Below are 15,695 nucleotides of genomic sequence, written 5' to 3'. Positions count from 1 at the left end.
GGGAGGAGGGGGCGGCGGCTCTTCCACCACCGGCTCCCCCGGCGGCTTCACCGGGTCCTTCTTGCAAGCCGTGGCACTCAGCACTGCGAGCATCAGGAGCATTGCGCCCCTTCGGCTCCAACTTCGAAATGAAGACGGTCCGCCAAGCATGTTTCTTCCCCTTCTGGGTTTAGGAGGGGAACTTCTGAGCCAAGCAGAAAAATGTGTCAAGCATACCCATCCAAGCGTCTCTGCCTGACTGCGTCATGTCGGATGCAGCCCGGAGAATGAGCCAAGGCATCCAGAGAAGCCAGACAGCGGGCCGTCTGGCTTTGGTCTTCGGACCCGACCCTGGCACCTACCGCCGTGGCAGCTCGACTTCCTCATCCGTCGGTCCGAGCACCCGCGGTCCTTCCGGCGTCCACACGATGGGGTCGATGCACATCCGCCGGGCCGTCTGGCCCACGTCCCACGCGTGGTACACCATCACGTCCTGACCGTCTGGCCCCACGACGACGCTGTTGTGCCCGGGGCCAAGGACGCGACCAGGGACGGTGCGCAGCAGGCGGGGCGCACCCTTCGGCTCCGTCCACGGCCCGAGCGGATGGTCAGCGACGGCATATGCGACGCCGTACGACGGCGTGAGCCAGGAGCCTCCGGAGTAGAAGCACCAGTACCGCCCGTGCCGCTTCACGACGGCCGGCCCCTCCAGCGTGTGCCAGTCGTAGACCTGGCCGTACATGGGGCGCTGACGCTGGTAGATCTGCCAGTCATCCGACGGAGTGAGCATCGTGCGAGATCCCCCGCGCAGGGCCGTCATCCCGTCGAGCACGTCGACCGCGAGCATCGTGCCGACCCGTGCTCCCTCCAGCACGTCCCGGGCGTGGAAGAGGTACCAGGTTCCGTCGTCATCCCGGAACGGCGAGGCGTCGATGGCGAAGCGCTCGTTCGGGGTCAGGTTGATGCCCTGGTCCCGGAACGGGCCCGTGGGCGCGTCCGCGACCGCGACGCGCAGGTGGTGGCCCCGGTCCTCGAACCCCACCGAGTAATACATCCACCAGCGCCCCTCGTGCTCCGCGACCTCCGGCGCCCAGTAGTCCGTGCCCTGCGCGGGCGGCAGCGGCTCGAGCGCGCCGCCCACCGAGGTCCAGTGCACGAGATCGGGAGACGTGAGCACCTCGAACGGTCGTCCATCGACCACCTTTCCGGTGCCATAGGCGACGTATCCACCCCCCGTGCGCAACACGAACGGGTCCGCGAAGTAGGTGGGATGAACAGGGTTGCGATAACGGATCGGCATGGGACGGTTGGATATCACGGCGTGGCCCCACGACCGTGGTGACGCCTGATACCCTCCAGGCAAACAACGTCCGTCCCCGCCCGGGTGCGGGCGTCAGGAGAGCTCCCTTGTCCGGCATCGGTAGCACATCGTTCCGTGGCCTCGTCGCCGCGGCCCTGGTCCTGAATGGCTGTGCCACGAAGAGCGAGACACCCCCACGGGCCGACGTGTCCTACCCGCCCGTGTTCCGGGCCAACTTCCCGGACCCGTTCATCCTCGAGCACGAGGGGCGCTATCTCGCCTATGCGACGAATGACGGCGCCAACGTGCCGATGGCGTCCTCCACCGACCTGCTGACCTGGCAACTCATCACGGATGACGCGGCGTCAGGGCGCAAGCACGACGCCATGCCGGTCCTGCCTGGCTGGGCGAAGGAAGGCTTCACCTGGGCCCCCGAGGTGCTGAAGACCGGCGCCGGCTACGTGCTCTATTTCACCGCGCGTCACGCGGCCAGCGGTCTGCAGTGCATTGGCGCCGCGACCAGCCAGGATCCGCTCGGGCCGTTCACGTCGGAGGCCCCGGAGCCCATCGTCTGCCAGCAGGCGCTCGGCGGCACCATCGACGCGAGCCCCTTCCGGGCTCCGGACGGGCAGCTCTACCTCTACTTCAAGAACGACGGGAACCACTCCGCCTTCAACAAGCCGACGGAGCTCTTCGCCCAGCGGCTCTCACCCGACGGACTCCAGCTCGTCGGCGAGCCCGTCTCGCTCGTCCGCAATGACAAGCCTTGGGAGCGACACGTGGTGGAGGCGCCCACCATGGTGGAGCGGGGTGGCGCTTACTTCCTGTTCTTCTCCGCCGGGGACTATGGCTGGCAGGACTCGGAGCGTGTGTCGAGCTACGCCATCGGCTACGCCACCTGCGAGGGGCCGCTGGGCCCGTGCGTGGATGCGCCCACCAATCCGTTGCTCGCCAGCACGTCCCAGCCCTGCCTCAGCGGGCCCGGTCATCAGACCGTGTTCCAGGCCGGCGGCAGGGACCTGCTCGCCTTCCACTCCTGGTCGGCGACCCCGGCATGCCGGCCCGCGAACCAGGGCCGCTTCCTGCACATCGCCCAGCTGACCTGGGAGAACGGCGTGCCCCGCGTCCTCCCGCGCTGAGGCTCCGGAACCCCGGAGCCTCAGCGTGAGCGCTAGATGCGGAAGCGCAGGCCCAGCGCGAAGATGCTCTCCTCGTAGCGCACGTCGCGAGGGTAGGTGTCACCCTCGGGCGTGAACTGCCGGAAGCTGCGGTAGGGATTGCCCAGGATGTTGGACGCGTCGAACGTGAAGGAGAGGCCGTCCAGCGGCTTCGACGTCCAGGGCGCGTAGCTCGCGGAGAAGTCGAGCCGCGAGACGCCGTCCACGTACTCCCCCGTGAACCCGTCGCCGTCGGGGTTCTGGACGTAGCTGGTGATCCACCGCGAGCGGTAGTTGTACGCCAACCGCGCGGAGAGCCCGTCGCGCTCGTACATGGCGACGAGGTTGTAGGACCACTTGGACACGCCGGGGATGCGGCCCGTCTCGCCCAGCGCGAGATTGAAGCCCGTGGGGAAGGCCTGCTCGTCGTCCAGGTACGTGACGTTGCCGTAGACGCCGAAGCCCTTCAGCCAGTCCTGCGGGAGGAAGTCGAAGAAGGTCCCGAGCGACGCCTCGAAGCCCTGGATGCTGCCCTCACCGCCGTTCACCGGGATGTTCACGCGCACCCGGTCCTCCCCGTAGGTGGGGTCGTCCCGCGTCACATCCAGGTTCGTGATGAAGCCCTTGATGTCACGGTGGAACAGGGCGAGTGACGCCATGCCGGTCTGCAGGAAGTAGTACTCCAGCGAGGCGTCGTAGTTGTTCGAGCGCACCGGCTCCAGGTCCGGGTTGCCACCACTGCCGGTGATCTGGCAGCCCGGCGGCGGGTTCGGATCATTCAGACAGGGCGGGGGCGAGCCGAGGGTGACGGGGCGCATCTGGTCGAAGCCCGGCCGCGTGCGCGTCTGGTTGGCGGTGAGCCGCAGGTGCAGGTCGGGGATGAAGCGGATGCGCGTGGTGGCGCTGGGGAGCAGGTCGGTGTAGCTCCCGCTGCCCTTCTGGACGGCACCGCCCACCGCCGTGGTGGTGACCTCCGTGTGCGTGCCCACCACCCGGGCGCCGACGATGCCGTCCACCGGCACGCTGCCGACCTTGAACTCATAGCGACCCTGCGCGTACCCGGCGTAGGTCTGCTCGCTCGCATCGAAGATGCGCAGCCGCTCGGGGTCGCCCGGGTTGAAGCCCTGGATGGCGCGCAGCTGCTCCACGTTGTTGCGGAGGCTGTCATACGTCGGCACCACCCACGTGCGCTGCCCCTGGATGTCGCCGCCGCCGCGGAAGCCGGGACGGAACACATGCAGGTCCACCGGCATCTCGGAGAGCGGCGTCCCGGCCGCCAGGCCGCAGGGCGCGCCGGGGTTGCCGCCGTCATCGTCGGCGCAGTAGCGCTGCCCGTTCTCCTGGTAGGCATCGCGCGTCGTGGCCCGGAGTCCGAACTCCAGCTTGGGGACGAAGGAGATACCCGTCCGCAGGTCGGCGTCCGCCCGGGCCTGCCAGTCGTCACCCGCGGCGACGTAGGAGCGGTCGAAGAAGCCGACGTAGCGGTAGTTGGCGGGGTCCGTCAGGTCGAAGTCCCGCACCGCGAACTCCATGCCGCCGGGCCCGCGCGGCACGTCGAAGTTGACGTCGAAGGTGGGGGAGGTGGCGAACTCCTGGTCGAAGCTGTAGAGCGACAGGTCGAACTTGCTGTTCGTCCTCGCGACGTCGGCCGTGACGCGCAGCGGCCCCGCGTCGTACGCGCCGCCGACGGCGAGCTGGATGGTGTCCGTCTTGCGGGCGGTGGCGCCCTGGAACATGAACGGCCGGGCGGCGTTCTCCACCGTCATGCTCTGCGCCTGGTCATCCGTGCCCGGACGCAGCGTCACGTTGGTGTAGCGGTGGCCGTCGCCCCACAGCCGCATCTCCAACTGACGGTCCGAAACCTGGTCGCGGTAACCCTGCCAGAGTCCGTCGACATAGAACTCGAGCGCGTCGTTCGGCTTCCACTGCACCGAGCCGTTGATGGACGGCCGCTCGCGCTGGCCCCCGCCGTAGAAGATGCCGACCACGTCCGGAGAGACGAACTGCTGGCCCGTGACGGCGTCCGTGCCGGGATTGATGAAGCCGGTGTTCCAGCGCGCGGAGTCCAGGTAGTTGAGGCGGGTGTAGGAGAAGTTGACCAGCGCGCCGACCTCGCCCATCCCGGTCTTGAAGCGGTCGGTGATGAGGAGGTTGGCGTTCGGATCTCCCCGGCCGGACTGGTTGGCGTAGGCGCCCCGGACGGAGCCGGAGACCTCGAAGCCGTCGAAGTCGAACGGCCGGCGCGAGCGCACGTCGATGAGGCCGGCGAGGCCGCCCTCGACCTGCTCGGGCGTCGTGCTCTTGTAGACCTCCAGCGCCGCGATGCCGCCCGACGGGAAGTCCGCGAGGGCGACGCTGCGCGTCTCGGCGGTGAAGATCTCACGGCCGTTGTAGGTCGTCGTGAGGTCGGGCAGGCCGCGCACCAGCACCTGGCCGTTCGCCTCGCCGCGGGCGCGGTCCACCTGGACGCCCGGGATGCGCGCCGCCGTCTCGGAGACGGTGACGTCCGGCAGCTTGCCGATGTCCTGCGCCACCACCGTGTCGACGATCTGATCGGACTCGCGCTTGATGGTCTGCGCCTGCTGCATGCTGCGCTGCAGGCCGACGACGACGACCTCCTCGTAGAACTCGTCAGCGCCAACGTCGTAGGGCTCGGTGGCTTCGGCGTACGTGCCCGCGTCCGTCTGCGGCGGGGGGGCCTGCACCACCGTCCCGGCGTCCGGTGCCGTCCCGGCGTCAGGGGCGGGCGGCGTGTTCTCCGCGGTCCGCAGGGGCGCATCCGTCTGGGCCGCGTGGGCTCCAGATGGGGCGGTGGAGAGCATCAGCAGCGCGAGGGAGGTCGGACAAAGAAGAAGCGTCTTCAAGCGCATCCAGTGAACTCCTAAAATTTCATGCAATCCAGCTTTGGGGGGTTGGCATCTGCCTTAAGGGGCTGGAGGGTGTCAAGACGACTTATCAGTGTTTCGCGGCGCCGGATCCCGAGGGGGGAGCAAGACTCCCTGCGTCAAGAATGGTCCCGGCATGCCTGTAGATGTTTCAGGGGCCCATGTTGGACCTGGGTCCACTTGTCTGTGATTCAGGGCGCGGAGGCTCGCGCGCGGATCCGCTCATGGCGGGCCTTCCAGCTCTTCCTTCCAGGGCGGGATCGCCTGACGTAGTCTCGCGCGCCCATCTTCATTGCAGGAGGCCGCGTGGAGCGGAGTTCCTTCGGTACGGCCCCGGGCGGACAGCCCGTCGATGTCTATACCCTCACCAACCGGCAGGGGATGGAGGCGCGCGTCACCAACTACGGCGGCATCCTCCTCAGCCTGCGCGTGCCGGACCGGGACGGCCGCTTCGACGACGTGGTGCTGGGCTACGACTCGCTGGCGGACTACGTGAAGGAGTCGCCGTACTTCGGCGCGCTCGTCGGCCGCTATGGCAACCGCATCGCCCGGGGCCGCTTCACGCTCGACGGCCGGCAGTACACGCTGGCGACGAACAACGGGGTGAACCACCTGCACGGCGGGCTCAAGGGCTTCGACAAGGTGGTGTGGGCGGCGGCGCCCTTCGAGAACGACCAGGGCATGGGCCTGGTCCTCACCTACGTCAGCCCCGACGGCGAGGAGGGCTATCCGGGGACGCTGACGGCGCGGGTGACGTACACGCTGACCGCGGACAACGCGCTCGTCTTCGACTACCACGCCACCACGGACAAGCCCACGCCCGTCAACCTCACGCAGCACAGCTACTTCAACCTCGCGGGCGACGGGCGGCGCGACATCCTGGGCCATGTCGTCACGTTCAACGCGGACCGCTTCGTCCCGATTGACGCGACCTCCATCCCGCTCGGCATGCTGCGCGACGTGACAGGCACGCCGTTCGACTTCCGGCGGCCCACGGCCATTGGCGCGCGCATCCAGCAGGACGACGAGCAGCTGCGCAACGGGATTGGCTATGACCACAGCCTCGTGCTCGACAAGGGTGGCCAGCCCGGCGCGCTGACCCTGGCCGCGCACGTCCTGGAGCCCAGCACCGGACGGGTGATGGAGGTCCACACCACGGAGCCGGGCATGCAGTTCTACTCCGGCAACTTCCTGGACGGCTCGCTGAAGGGGAAGCGGGGCGCCGTCTACCACCACCGCTTCGGCTTCGCGCTGGAGACCCAGCACCTGCCGGACTCGCCGAACCAGCCGGCCTTCCCCTCCACCATCCTGCGCCCTGGCGAAGAGTACCGCTCGCGCACCCTCTACCGCTTCTCCGTCTCCGGAGCGTGAGCTCCACTCGCGTCCCCACCTTGGTGAATACTTCAATGACGCTTCGCGAACAGGTCGAGCAGGACTTCCACCGGCGCTTCGGCGCGGCCCCCACCGCCGTCGTGCGGGCCCCGGGCCGCGTCAACCTCATCGGTGAGCACACCGACTACAACGACGGCTTCGTGCTCCCCATCGCCATCGACCGCGAGGTGTGGATCGCCTTGCGTCCGCGCGAGGACCGCCGCGTCGTCGTCCACTCGCTCGACTACGGCGCGTCGCTGTCCTTCGAAATCGGGCCGCTGTCGCGCGTCGGCACGGAGTGGGGTGAGTACCTCAAGGGTGTCGCCTGGGTGCTGCGGGAGGCCGGCCACACGCTGAAGGGCTGGGAGGGCGTGATGAGCGGGAACGTTCCGCGTGGCGCGGGGCTCTCCTCGTCCGCCGCCGTGGAGCTGGCCACGGAGCGCGCCTTCGCCACGGTGAGCGGCCTGCCGTGGCAGCCCGCCACCATGGCGCTGCTGGGCCAGCGCGTGGAGAACCAGTGGATGGGCCTCAACTCCGGCATCATGGACCAGATGATCGTCGCGGGCGGACGCGAGGGCCACGCGCTGCTCATCGATTGCCGCGACCTGTCCCTCCAGCCCGTGCCCCTCCCCACGGGCGCCGTGGTCGTCGTGCTCGACACGGGGACGCGCCGGGGGCTGGTGGACTCCGCCTACAACGAGCGCCGGAGCCAGTGCGAGGCCGCCGCGCGCTTCTTCGGCGTCAAGGCGCTGCGGGATGTGGACGCGGAGACCTTCACGAAGCGGGAGCAGGAACTGGACCCGCTGGTGCGCCGCCGCGCGCGGCACGTCATCACGGAGAACGACCGCACCGTGCGGGCCGCCGAGGCGATGCGCGCCGGAGACCTCGTCCAGCTGGGCCGGTTGATGGACGCAAGCCATGACAGCCTGCGCGACGACTTCGAGGTCACCAACGAAGCGCTCAACACCATCGTCCTGCTGGCACGGGCGGAGCCGGGCTGCTTTGGAGCCCGGATGACGGGCGCGGGCTTCGGCGGCTGCGCGGTAGCGCTCGTCGCCCCCGGTCAGGCGGAAGCGTTCGTCCAGAGCGTCCACGCGAAGTACACGCAGGCCACGGGGAACACCCCGCAGTGCTACGTGTGCCAGGCCGCGGAGGGGACGAGCGTCGTGTGACGTGTCCCCGGGTGGAGTCCTGAATCCCTCTTGTCAGTCCAGCGCCGGGGCCACGAGGCCCTGACGCTGTGTCGGGCGCTTGTCGCCCCCAGGAATGTGAACGATGGCGGATGTGCTGCTTCGGGATGTACGCAAGCAATATGGCTCGCAGGCGGTGATTCATGGGGTCTCGCTCGAGCTGCGACACCGCGAGTTCATCGTCTTCGTCGGCCCCTCGGGGTGCGGCAAGTCCACGCTGCTGCGGATGATCGCCGGCCTGGAGCAGGTGAGCGACGGTGAGATTTCCATCGGCGGGCGTCGGGTCAACGACACGCCGGCGGGTGACCGCGGCATCGCCATGGTCTTCCAGAACTACGCCCTCTATCCGCACATGACGGCGGCCGACAACATGGCCTTCGGCCTGCGCAACATCGGCACGCCGCGCGCGGAGATCGACGAGCGCGTGGCGACCGCCGCGAAGACGCTGCAGATCGAACACCTGCTCAACCGCCGCCCCGCGCAGATGTCCGGCGGCCAGCGCCAGAGAATCGCCATCGGCCGCGCCATCGTCCGCCGGCCCGACGTCTTCCTCTTCGACGAGCCGCTCTCCAACCTGGACGCGGCGCTGCGGGTGCAGATGCGGGTGGAACTGGTGCAGCTCCACCAGCGGCTGGAGGCCACCTCCATCTACGTCACCCACGACCAGGTCGAGGCGATGACCATGGCGGACCGCATCGTCGTCTTCCGCGACGGGCGCATCGAACAGGTGGGCACGCCGCTCGAAGTCTACCGGTCGCCCGCGAACACCTTCGTCGCCGGCTTCATCGGCGCCCCCAAGATGAACCTCATCGAGGCGCGGGTGGTGGCCGTCAGCCCAGGCCAGGTGGAGGTTGCCCTGCCGGGCGGCCGGGCCGTGCTCGCGGCGGACGGCCGCGCGCTGGCGGCGGGCGCATCCGTCACCTTCGGCGTCCGTCCCGAACACGTCCGGCCGACGTCGGGTGAAGGCATCTTCCGGGGGCAGGCGCGGGCCATCGAGCGGCTGGGGCGCGAGACGCTGCTTCACGTGGTGGGCGCGGACGGGGCCACGCTCATCGCCACCGACGCGGGTGACAGCGCCGTCCGCCTGGGTGACACCGTGACGCTTGCGATTGAACCCGGCCATGGCCGGCTCTTTGGCGCGGATGGAATGGCCCTGCCATCCACCGCCGCGAGCGCCGCATGAGTGTCCAGGCCCCGAGTGTCACCCCGGCCCCGGTTCCAGATGCCAGCGCGCGTAGCGGAGGTCTTGCGCGCCACCGCAACGCCGTCGCCGGCTATGCCTTCCTGGCGCCGTTCCTCCTCTTCTACGGCGTCTTCCTGCTCTATCCCTTCGCGCTGGGCCTGTGGATGAGCCTGCACGACTGGGAGATCGTCGGAGACTTTCGCGAGTACATCGGCTTCATGAACTACGTGGAGCTGTGGGACGACCCGTACTTCTGGGAGGCCCTCAAGCGCACCCTGCAGTTCGCCGCCATGACGGCCCCGGCCGCGACGTTGCTGGGCCTGGTGCTGGCCCTGGCGCTCCAGAAGCCGCTGCGCATCTACGCCGCGCTGCGGGCCGTCTTCTTCGCCTCCAACATCTTCTCCGTCACCGTCGTCACCCTGGTGTGGGCCATGGTGCTCAACCCCGACCGCGGCCTCATCGCCAACGGCCTGCGCGCGGTGGGACTTCAGCCCATCGCCTTTCTGGCCGACAAGGACTGGGCCATGCCGGCGCTGATGGTGACCTCCCTGTGGTGGACCGCCGGTCTCCCGATGGCGCTCTTCCTCGCCGGCCTCCAGCAGATCCCCCCGGAGGTCTACGAGGCGGCCCGGCTGGACAAGGCCTCGCGGTGGGCGGTGCTACGGCACATCACGCTGCCAGCGCTCGCGCGCACCACGCTGCTCGTGGTGGTGCTCCAGACGGTGATGCACCTCCAGGTGTTCGGCCAGCCGCTGCTGATGACGCGCGGCGGGCCCGCCAACTCCACCCGGCCGCTGGTGCAGCTCATCTACGAGACGAGCTTCCGCGACTGGCGCTCCGGCTACGCCTCCGCCATCTCGACGGTGTTGTTCGTCCTGATGTTCGGCGTGGCGCTGCTGCAGTTCCGCCTGTCGCGGCAGGAAGGGGAGTGACGCGATGAACCGGACCCTGACGGACCGCCTCATCCTCGCCCTGGTGGTGGCCTTCGCCTTCGTGTGGATGATGCCGATGCTGTGGGTGCTGACCCTGTCGCTCAAGCCCAACGAGGAGCTGGTGCGCTCCACGAACGGCATAATCCCCTGGCCGCGCACCCTGGAGCACTTCGCCACGCTGCTGCGGGTGTCCCTGACGCCGCGCTGGCTGCTCAACAGCGTGGTGGTCGCCGTGGGCATGACGGCGTCCACGCTGCTGCTGTCGTCGCTCGCCGGCTACGCGTTCGCCCGCATCGACTTCCCCGGGCGCCGCGCCGTCTTCCTGCTGGTGATGGCCGGGCTGATGGTGCCCGAGCAGGCCATCCTCGTGCCCCTGCACGCCATGTTCGCGGACTGGGAGCTGCACAACACGTACTTCTCCCTCATCGCCCCCCGTCTGGCGGGGCCGATGGGCGTGTTCCTGATGACGCAGTTCTTCAAGGCGGTTCCCCGCGAATTGGAGGAGGCCGCGGAGCTCGACAACGCGGGCCGCTTCAAGATCTTCTGGTCGGTGATGTTACCGCTGTCGCGCCCCGCGCTGACGACGTTGGGCATCTTCACCTTCCTGTTCGCCTGGAACGACTTCCTCTGGCCCGTCGTCACCGCGACGCAGCCGGAGATGTACACGCTCAGCGTCGGATTGGGTTCGCTACAGGGCAACTTCGCGATGTCGGAGGGGCTCGGGTTCCTGATGGCGTCGGCCGTGTTCGCCAGCGCCCCGATGCTCATCCTCTACGTCGTGTTCCAACGCTACATCGTGCAAGGCATCGCCATCACTGGCGGCAAGTAGCCGAATGGAGCCGCTCCCATGAAGATGAAGACGCTACTGCCGGCACTGCTGCTGGCCGCGATGCTCGGCCCCACCGCCGCGCGGGCCCGGACGGAAATCACCCTGTTCCGCTTCTTTGGCGGTTGCAGCGACGCGTACGCCAACGTCACGGACGTGTCGAAGGCGGTGGGCGAGTGCGGCATCGTCCAGGTGCTGACCAACAAGTTCAACGCGGAGAACACGGACGGCATCACCGTCAAGACGCAGTCGGTGGAGTGGGGCGTCTACTACGACCGGCTGAGCGCCAACGTCGCGGGCCGCACCCCGCCGGACATCGCCGTCATGCACCGCAGCGTCCTGCCGAACTACCAGGTGCGCAACCTGCTGCTGCCGCTGAGCAAGGACTTCGCGGCGGTGGGCATCGACGTCGCGGACTTCGTGCCGGCGGCGCGCGAGGGCGTCACCGCCAACGGCGAGGTCTGGGCCCTGCCGTTCGACCTTCATGCCCTGCTGTGGCACGTCAACGCGGACCTGTTCATCCGGGCGGGGCTCGTGGACGAGAAGGGCCAGCCGAAGCTGCCCCGAAGCCCGGCTGAGTTGATGCAACACGCCGCGACGATGAAGGCGAAGACGGGCAAGTCCTACTTCGCCATCCCCTCCGGCGCGGATCCGATGCCCTCCTGGCAATACCTCTCCTGGGTGTGGCAGCAGGGCGGCAACATCGTGGACGCGGAGAAGAAGGAGGCGCTGTTGGAGTCGAAGGAGAGCCGCGAGGCGCTGCGCCTGCTCGACGCGCTCTACGCGGCGGGCTTCGCCAATCCCCAGCACGACTACGCCGCCGCGCAGCAGGCCTTCCTCGCCGGAGAGGCGGCGGTGCTGGTGAACGGCACCTGGGGCGTGGACACGTACGCGGCCCAGGCCGCGACGGGGAAGTCAGGCCTCAAGAACTACGTCGTGCGGGACATGCCTTCCCTCTACGGCAGGGAAGCCGTCTGGTCCGACAGCCACACGTGGGTCATGCCGAAGCAGCCGAAGCCGGATGCCGCGAAGCAGAAGGCGGCGCTCACCTTCCTGAAGTTCCTCAACGACAACAGCCTCCAGTGGGCCCGGACAGGGCACCTGCCGGTGCGCGTCTCGGTGCTGCAAAGCGCTCAGATGCGGGCCCTGCCGCACCGGGCGGAGTACACGCGCACCGCCACCATCGCCACGGCGCTGCCTCCCATCCAGTACCAGCGTGCCCTCGGAGATCTGCTGGTCAACGAGCTGAACTCCACCTGGCTGGTCCAGAAGGATGCGGACAAGGCCCTGGCGGATTCCCAGCGGGCGGCCGCGAGCATCCTGCGCCGCTCCCGACGCAGATAGCCGCCGTCCAAGCTCCCTTGCCTCCACTCGCATCACGCGCCCCTATGACTTCTTCCGTTCTTCCGCCGGACGCGACGCGCACGCTCGGCGACATCGTCGCGAACCTGCGACGGGTTCCCGAACCGCTCCTCCACGAGACGATGCCTGACCCCTTCGTGCTGCGCCTGACGGCGGCGGACCCCGGGGGCGCGCGCACCGCCGGCCTCTGGCTGGTGGCCACCACCAATGATCAGCCGTATGCCTTCCGGCTGTATCGCTTCGACGGGGGCCGCTGGGTGCCGCACATGCAGGACGGTAGGCATTGCGCCATCTTCCCCGAGGGACGGATCCCCGCGTGGTGGAACGCAGGCGAGCTGGACCCGCTCTCGCCCGACCTTCCCCGGGACCTCGTCGTGGCCCGCTGGGCCCCTGAAATCGACGTGCGCCACGGGCTGCTCACGCTGCACTACACCGCGAGGGATCGCGCCGGCATCCTGCGCTCCGCCTACGCCACGGCCACTGCCATCGACGGTGCGTGGACGGACCATGGTTACCTGGACATCAACGTCCGCGTGAAGGATCTGGCGCCTGGCTATCCGGGCGGGCCCGCCGGTGAGAACCCGGTGGTGGGGATGATTGACGGCCACGTGGCCGCGGCTGTCGACGCGGGCGGGAAGGAGCGCACGTTCCTGCTCACCAAGGTGGACGGCAACGGGCTCCAGTGGACGGATCCGCTGACGGGGCAGCGGCACAAGGCGCCCACGCCCATCCTGTCGCACGAATTCCGGCAGGAGTCCGACGGCCGCATCACGCTCCTGGGCGCGGCGAAGGTCCTGCTCACCAATGGCCCGCATCACGACGGCCTGGTTGAGGGCCAGTTCGTGGTGCACGAGAACGGTCGGTCCTACCTCGCCTACAGCGCGGGCTTCTTCGGCAACGCCGAGTACCGCACGTACATCGCGAAGCTGGACCTGCTGGCGCACGAGGTGTGGGACGAGCGGCCCCTCATCGACAGCCAGAGCCCGGCGCTCGGCGGGCAATGGAATGGCCCGGGGCACCCCTCGTTCGTCCGGGTGGGCGAGGGCCTCTACGCGATGTACCTGCACGTGTGGCGCAACGGCACCGACTATTCCAAGGACGGGGACCAGCGCAGGGCCATCCAGTGCCATGTCGCCTTCCGGGATCTGGAGGGCTGTCCGTGTGAGCCGTTCGTCGTGGAAGAGCGTTTCGCCACCCCGGCCTGACGGAGCCTCGGATGCCACTGCTGCCACTGTTGCCACTCCTGGTCCTCGGCGCCGGACTGACGGCCGCGACCTATACCAACCCCGTCTTCGACGAGGACTTCCCGGACCCCACCGTCCTCGACGCGGGCGGTGGGTGGTACTACGCCTACGCGACGCAGGGCACCGTCGCCGGCAAGGTGCAGAACGTCCAGGTGGCCCGCACGCGCGATCTCGTGAAGTGGGAGCGCGCGGGTGACGCGATGCCCGTGAAGCCCCAGTGGGCCTCGACGACGCAGATGTTCTGGGCGCCGGACGTCCACCGTCGCGGGCGAAGCTTCTTCCTGTACTTCTCCGCCACCCTGGACCCCGAGCGCGCGGCGAGCTTCAAGAAGGAACGGGGCGCGGTGGACAGCCCGGAGGACGTCTTCTGCCTGGGCGTCGCCACGGCGTCCAAGCCCGAGGGCCCGTTCCGCGACAGCGGGCGTCCGCTCGTGTGCGGGCTGTCCTTCGTCAACATCGACCCGATGGCCTTCGATGACGCGCGCACGGGGCGCAAGTACCTCTACTGGGGTTCGGGCTTCCAACCCATCCGCGTGCAGGAGCTGGCGGCGGACGGGCTCTCCTTCAAGAAGGGGAGCGCTCCCACGGAGCTGGTGCGCGCGGACAAGGGCGTCCCGTTCCAGACCCTGGTCGAAGGAGCGTGGGTCGTCCAGCGCGACGGCTACTACTACCTCTTCTATTCGGGCGAGAACTGCTGCCACGGCCCGCTGCAGGAGGTGAAGTACGCCGCCCTGGTGGCGCGCTCGCGCACACCCACCGGCCCCTTCGAGACGCTGGCGCAGGCGACGGGCGCGCCCGACAGCGCCGTGCTGCGCCGGAGCGAGGCGTGGATCGCACCGGGCCACAACTCCGTCTTCACCGACCGCAAGGGACAGGACTGGATTGCCTACCACGCCATCGACGTGCGGCGTCCCTACGTCGAGGAGGTCATCGGCAAGGACCGCTCGGTGCGCCGCCCGATGCTGATGGACCGGCTGATGTGGAAGGACGGATGGCCGCACGTCGAGGGCGGGATGCCCTCCGCGGGCCCCGTGGCCGCGCCGGCGCTGACCGGCAAGTGAGCGAGGGAACATGACCACCGTGCACGCACCGCAGGAAACCCACGAGCCGGCCGACCTCCTGCGCGGCCTCTACGGCGACGGCATCATCGCCCTCAAGGGCGCCTTCCCACGTGACTGGGTGGCGCGGATGCGCGAGGACATCGAGACGCTCTTCGCCGAGGCCCAAAAAGTCCCCGGCGGCGCGCTGCCTCGCGGGCCGCAGCGCTGGTACGTGGAGGTGCACCCGGAGCGCATCCGCGGCTTCGTCGACATCGTCACCCATCCGTGGTTCGTCGCCGTCTGCGAGGCGGTGCTCGGGCCCGACTACCGCATCGTCGAGGTGGGCTTCGACGTTCCCTTCCCGGGCGCGGCCGACCAGCCCTGGCACCGCGACTTCGCCGCGCCGGAGGCCACGACGAAGGGCCGTCGCCTCAACTCGCTGGCCTTCAACCTGACCGCCGTGGACACCATCCCGGAGATGGGGCCGTTCGAGGTCGCGCCCGGAACGCAGTGGGATCAATTCGAGGGCTGCGCCAAGGGCATGTTCCCCCCTCGTGAACTCTGGCCGCGCTACATCTCCCGCGCGGTTCAAAAGCTGCCGCGCATGGGCGACATCTCCGCCCGCTCCGCCCTGACGATCCACCGGGGCACCGCCAACCGCTCGGACCAGTCGCGTCCGGTGCTGGTGGTGGGCGTGGATGCGCCGGACGCGACGAACGCCAACCACCATGACCTGCAGGTGACGCGGCGCTACCTGGAGTCCCTGCCACCCCGCGTCAGGGAGCACCTCACCTGCCGGGTGGTCGATGCGCTCACGACGGTGGTGCAGCATCACACCATCGAAGGGCTGCTGAAGCCCGCGTACTGACCCGGGCTCGCGGAGACCATGCGTTTCGGTGAAGGGCGCTCTATCCTCCCGCGCATGAAGACCCAGACCCCGGATGTGGATGGAGAGCTTGATGACCCCCGGCTCGCGCGTGACGGCTTCGACGCGGCCAGCTTCCGGGCGCTACTCGCCCGCTACCAGCGTGGGGAGTTGACGGAGTCCCAGTCCCTGGCGGGCCCCCTCGAACCGCCACGGCCGGGGGATGTCCAACCGCTGCCGGGCGAGGGCACCCCTGCCCACGAAGCCTGCCGTGCGGCGGGGGAGCAGGCCTTCCGCGAGGGCGCGGTGGCCGCCCTGGTGGTCGCCGGTGGGGCGGGGACGCGTTTTGGCGGGGCCGTGA

At 69.0% G+C, this 15,695-nt stretch carries 12 protein-coding genes and 1 pseudogene; 11 read left to right on the top strand and 2 right to left on the bottom strand.

Annotation, left to right across the window (positions count from 1 at the left end; genetic code table 11):
- Positions 1-337: 337 nt before the first annotated feature.
- Positions 338-1,279, bottom strand: coding sequence for a glycoside hydrolase family 43 protein (locus tag D7W79_RS25475; RefSeq protein WP_120527991.1), 942 nt, complete (start codon positions 1,277-1,279; stop codon positions 338-340).
- Between the two features lie 107 nt (positions 1,280-1,386).
- Here D7W79_RS25475 and D7W79_RS25470 point away from each other — a divergent pair, with 107 nt between their 5' ends.
- Positions 1,387-2,418 (top strand): glycoside hydrolase family 43 protein, encoded by a 1,032-nt coding sequence (locus tag D7W79_RS25470; RefSeq protein WP_120527990.1) that lies wholly within the window; start codon positions 1,387-1,389, stop codon positions 2,416-2,418.
- Between the two features lie 32 nt (positions 2,419-2,450).
- Here D7W79_RS25470 and D7W79_RS25465 read toward each other — a convergent pair whose 3' ends face one another.
- Positions 2,451-5,306 carry a TonB-dependent receptor gene (locus D7W79_RS25465; protein ID WP_120527989.1) on the bottom strand — a complete coding sequence of 952 codons (2,856 nt, stop codon included), beginning with the start codon at positions 5,304-5,306 and terminating at the stop codon, positions 2,451-2,453.
- Positions 5,307-5,627: 321 nt separating this feature from the next.
- Here D7W79_RS25465 and D7W79_RS25460 point away from each other — a divergent pair, with 321 nt between their 5' ends.
- From D7W79_RS25460 to D7W79_RS25415, 10 genes and pseudogenes are all read left to right on the top strand, one after another.
- Entirely contained in the window at positions 5,628-6,692 is a 1,065-nt protein-coding gene (locus D7W79_RS25460; RefSeq protein ID WP_120527988.1) for an aldose epimerase family protein, read from the top strand.
- A 35-nt stretch (positions 6,693-6,727) separates the two neighbouring features.
- On the top strand, positions 6,728-7,864 hold the full coding sequence (gene galK, locus D7W79_RS25455; protein WP_120527987.1) for a galactokinase: 1,137 nt from the start codon (positions 6,728-6,730) through the stop codon (positions 7,862-7,864).
- A gap of 103 nt (positions 7,865-7,967) precedes the next feature.
- Entirely contained in the window at positions 7,968-9,065 is a 1,098-nt protein-coding gene (locus D7W79_RS25450; RefSeq protein ID WP_120527986.1) for an ABC transporter ATP-binding protein, read from the top strand.
- Positions 9,062-9,997, top strand: a complete 936-nt coding sequence (locus D7W79_RS25445; protein ID WP_120527985.1) for a carbohydrate ABC transporter permease — start codon at positions 9,062-9,064, stop codon at positions 9,995-9,997. The genes D7W79_RS25450 and D7W79_RS25445 overlap by 4 nt, the downstream gene beginning before the upstream one ends.
- A 4-nt stretch (positions 9,998-10,001) precedes the next feature.
- Complete coding sequence (locus tag D7W79_RS25440; protein WP_120527984.1) at positions 10,002-10,826, top strand: carbohydrate ABC transporter permease; 825 nt, start codon at positions 10,002-10,004, stop codon at positions 10,824-10,826.
- Positions 10,827-10,844: 18 nt separating this feature from the next.
- A complete protein-coding gene (locus D7W79_RS25435) occupies positions 10,845-12,167 on the top strand; it encodes an extracellular solute-binding protein (RefSeq protein WP_120527983.1) in 1,323 nt (440 codons plus the stop codon).
- 44 nt (positions 12,168-12,211) lie between these two features.
- The gene (locus D7W79_RS25430; protein WP_120527982.1) at positions 12,212-13,390 is read left to right on the top strand and encodes a glycoside hydrolase family protein; all 1,179 of its coding nucleotides are present in this window, start codon (positions 12,212-12,214) and stop codon (positions 13,388-13,390) included.
- Between the two features lie 11 nt (positions 13,391-13,401).
- Positions 13,402-14,490 (top strand): glycoside hydrolase family 43 protein, encoded by a 1,089-nt coding sequence (locus D7W79_RS25425; protein WP_244221958.1) that lies wholly within the window; start codon positions 13,402-13,404, stop codon positions 14,488-14,490.
- Between the two features lie 10 nt (positions 14,491-14,500).
- Entirely contained in the window at positions 14,501-15,337 is an 837-nt protein-coding gene (locus D7W79_RS25420) for a phytanoyl-CoA dioxygenase family protein (RefSeq protein ID WP_120527981.1), read from the top strand.
- Positions 15,338-15,391: 54 nt separating this feature from the next.
- A pseudogene (locus D7W79_RS25415) lies at positions 15,392-15,695 on the top strand (UTP--glucose-1-phosphate uridylyltransferase); the annotation flags it as partial.

Origin of the sequence: Corallococcus exercitus, assembly GCF_003611585.1 — a bacterium.
Lineage (GTDB): Bacteria > Myxococcota > Myxococcia > Myxococcales > Myxococcaceae > Corallococcus > Corallococcus exercitus.
This window is presented reverse-complemented; position numbering and strand designations above follow the sequence as displayed.

Coding starts and splice junctions, on each gene's coding strand:
- D7W79_RS25475 (WP_120527991.1), bottom strand. CDS start 1,279: ATGCCGATCCGTTATCGCAACCCTGTTCATCCCACCTACTTCGCGGAC.
- D7W79_RS25465 (WP_120527989.1), bottom strand. CDS start 5,306: ATGCGCTTGAAGACGCTTCTTCTTTGTCCGACCTCCCTCGCGCTGCTG.
- galK (WP_120527987.1), top strand. CDS start 6,728: ATGACGCTTCGCGAACAGGTCGAGCAGGACTTCCACCGGCGCTTCGGC.
- D7W79_RS25450 (WP_120527986.1), top strand. CDS start 7,968: ATGGCGGATGTGCTGCTTCGGGATGTACGCAAGCAATATGGCTCGCAG.
- D7W79_RS25445 (WP_120527985.1), top strand. CDS start 9,062: ATGAGTGTCCAGGCCCCGAGTGTCACCCCGGCCCCGGTTCCAGATGCC.
- D7W79_RS25440 (WP_120527984.1), top strand. CDS start 10,002: ATGAACCGGACCCTGACGGACCGCCTCATCCTCGCCCTGGTGGTGGCC.
- D7W79_RS25435 (WP_120527983.1), top strand. CDS start 10,845: ATGAAGATGAAGACGCTACTGCCGGCACTGCTGCTGGCCGCGATGCTC.
- D7W79_RS25430 (WP_120527982.1), top strand. CDS start 12,212: ATGACTTCTTCCGTTCTTCCGCCGGACGCGACGCGCACGCTCGGCGAC.
- D7W79_RS25425 (WP_244221958.1), top strand. CDS start 13,402: ATGCCACTGCTGCCACTGTTGCCACTCCTGGTCCTCGGCGCCGGACTG.
- D7W79_RS25420 (WP_120527981.1), top strand. CDS start 14,501: ATGACCACCGTGCACGCACCGCAGGAAACCCACGAGCCGGCCGACCTC.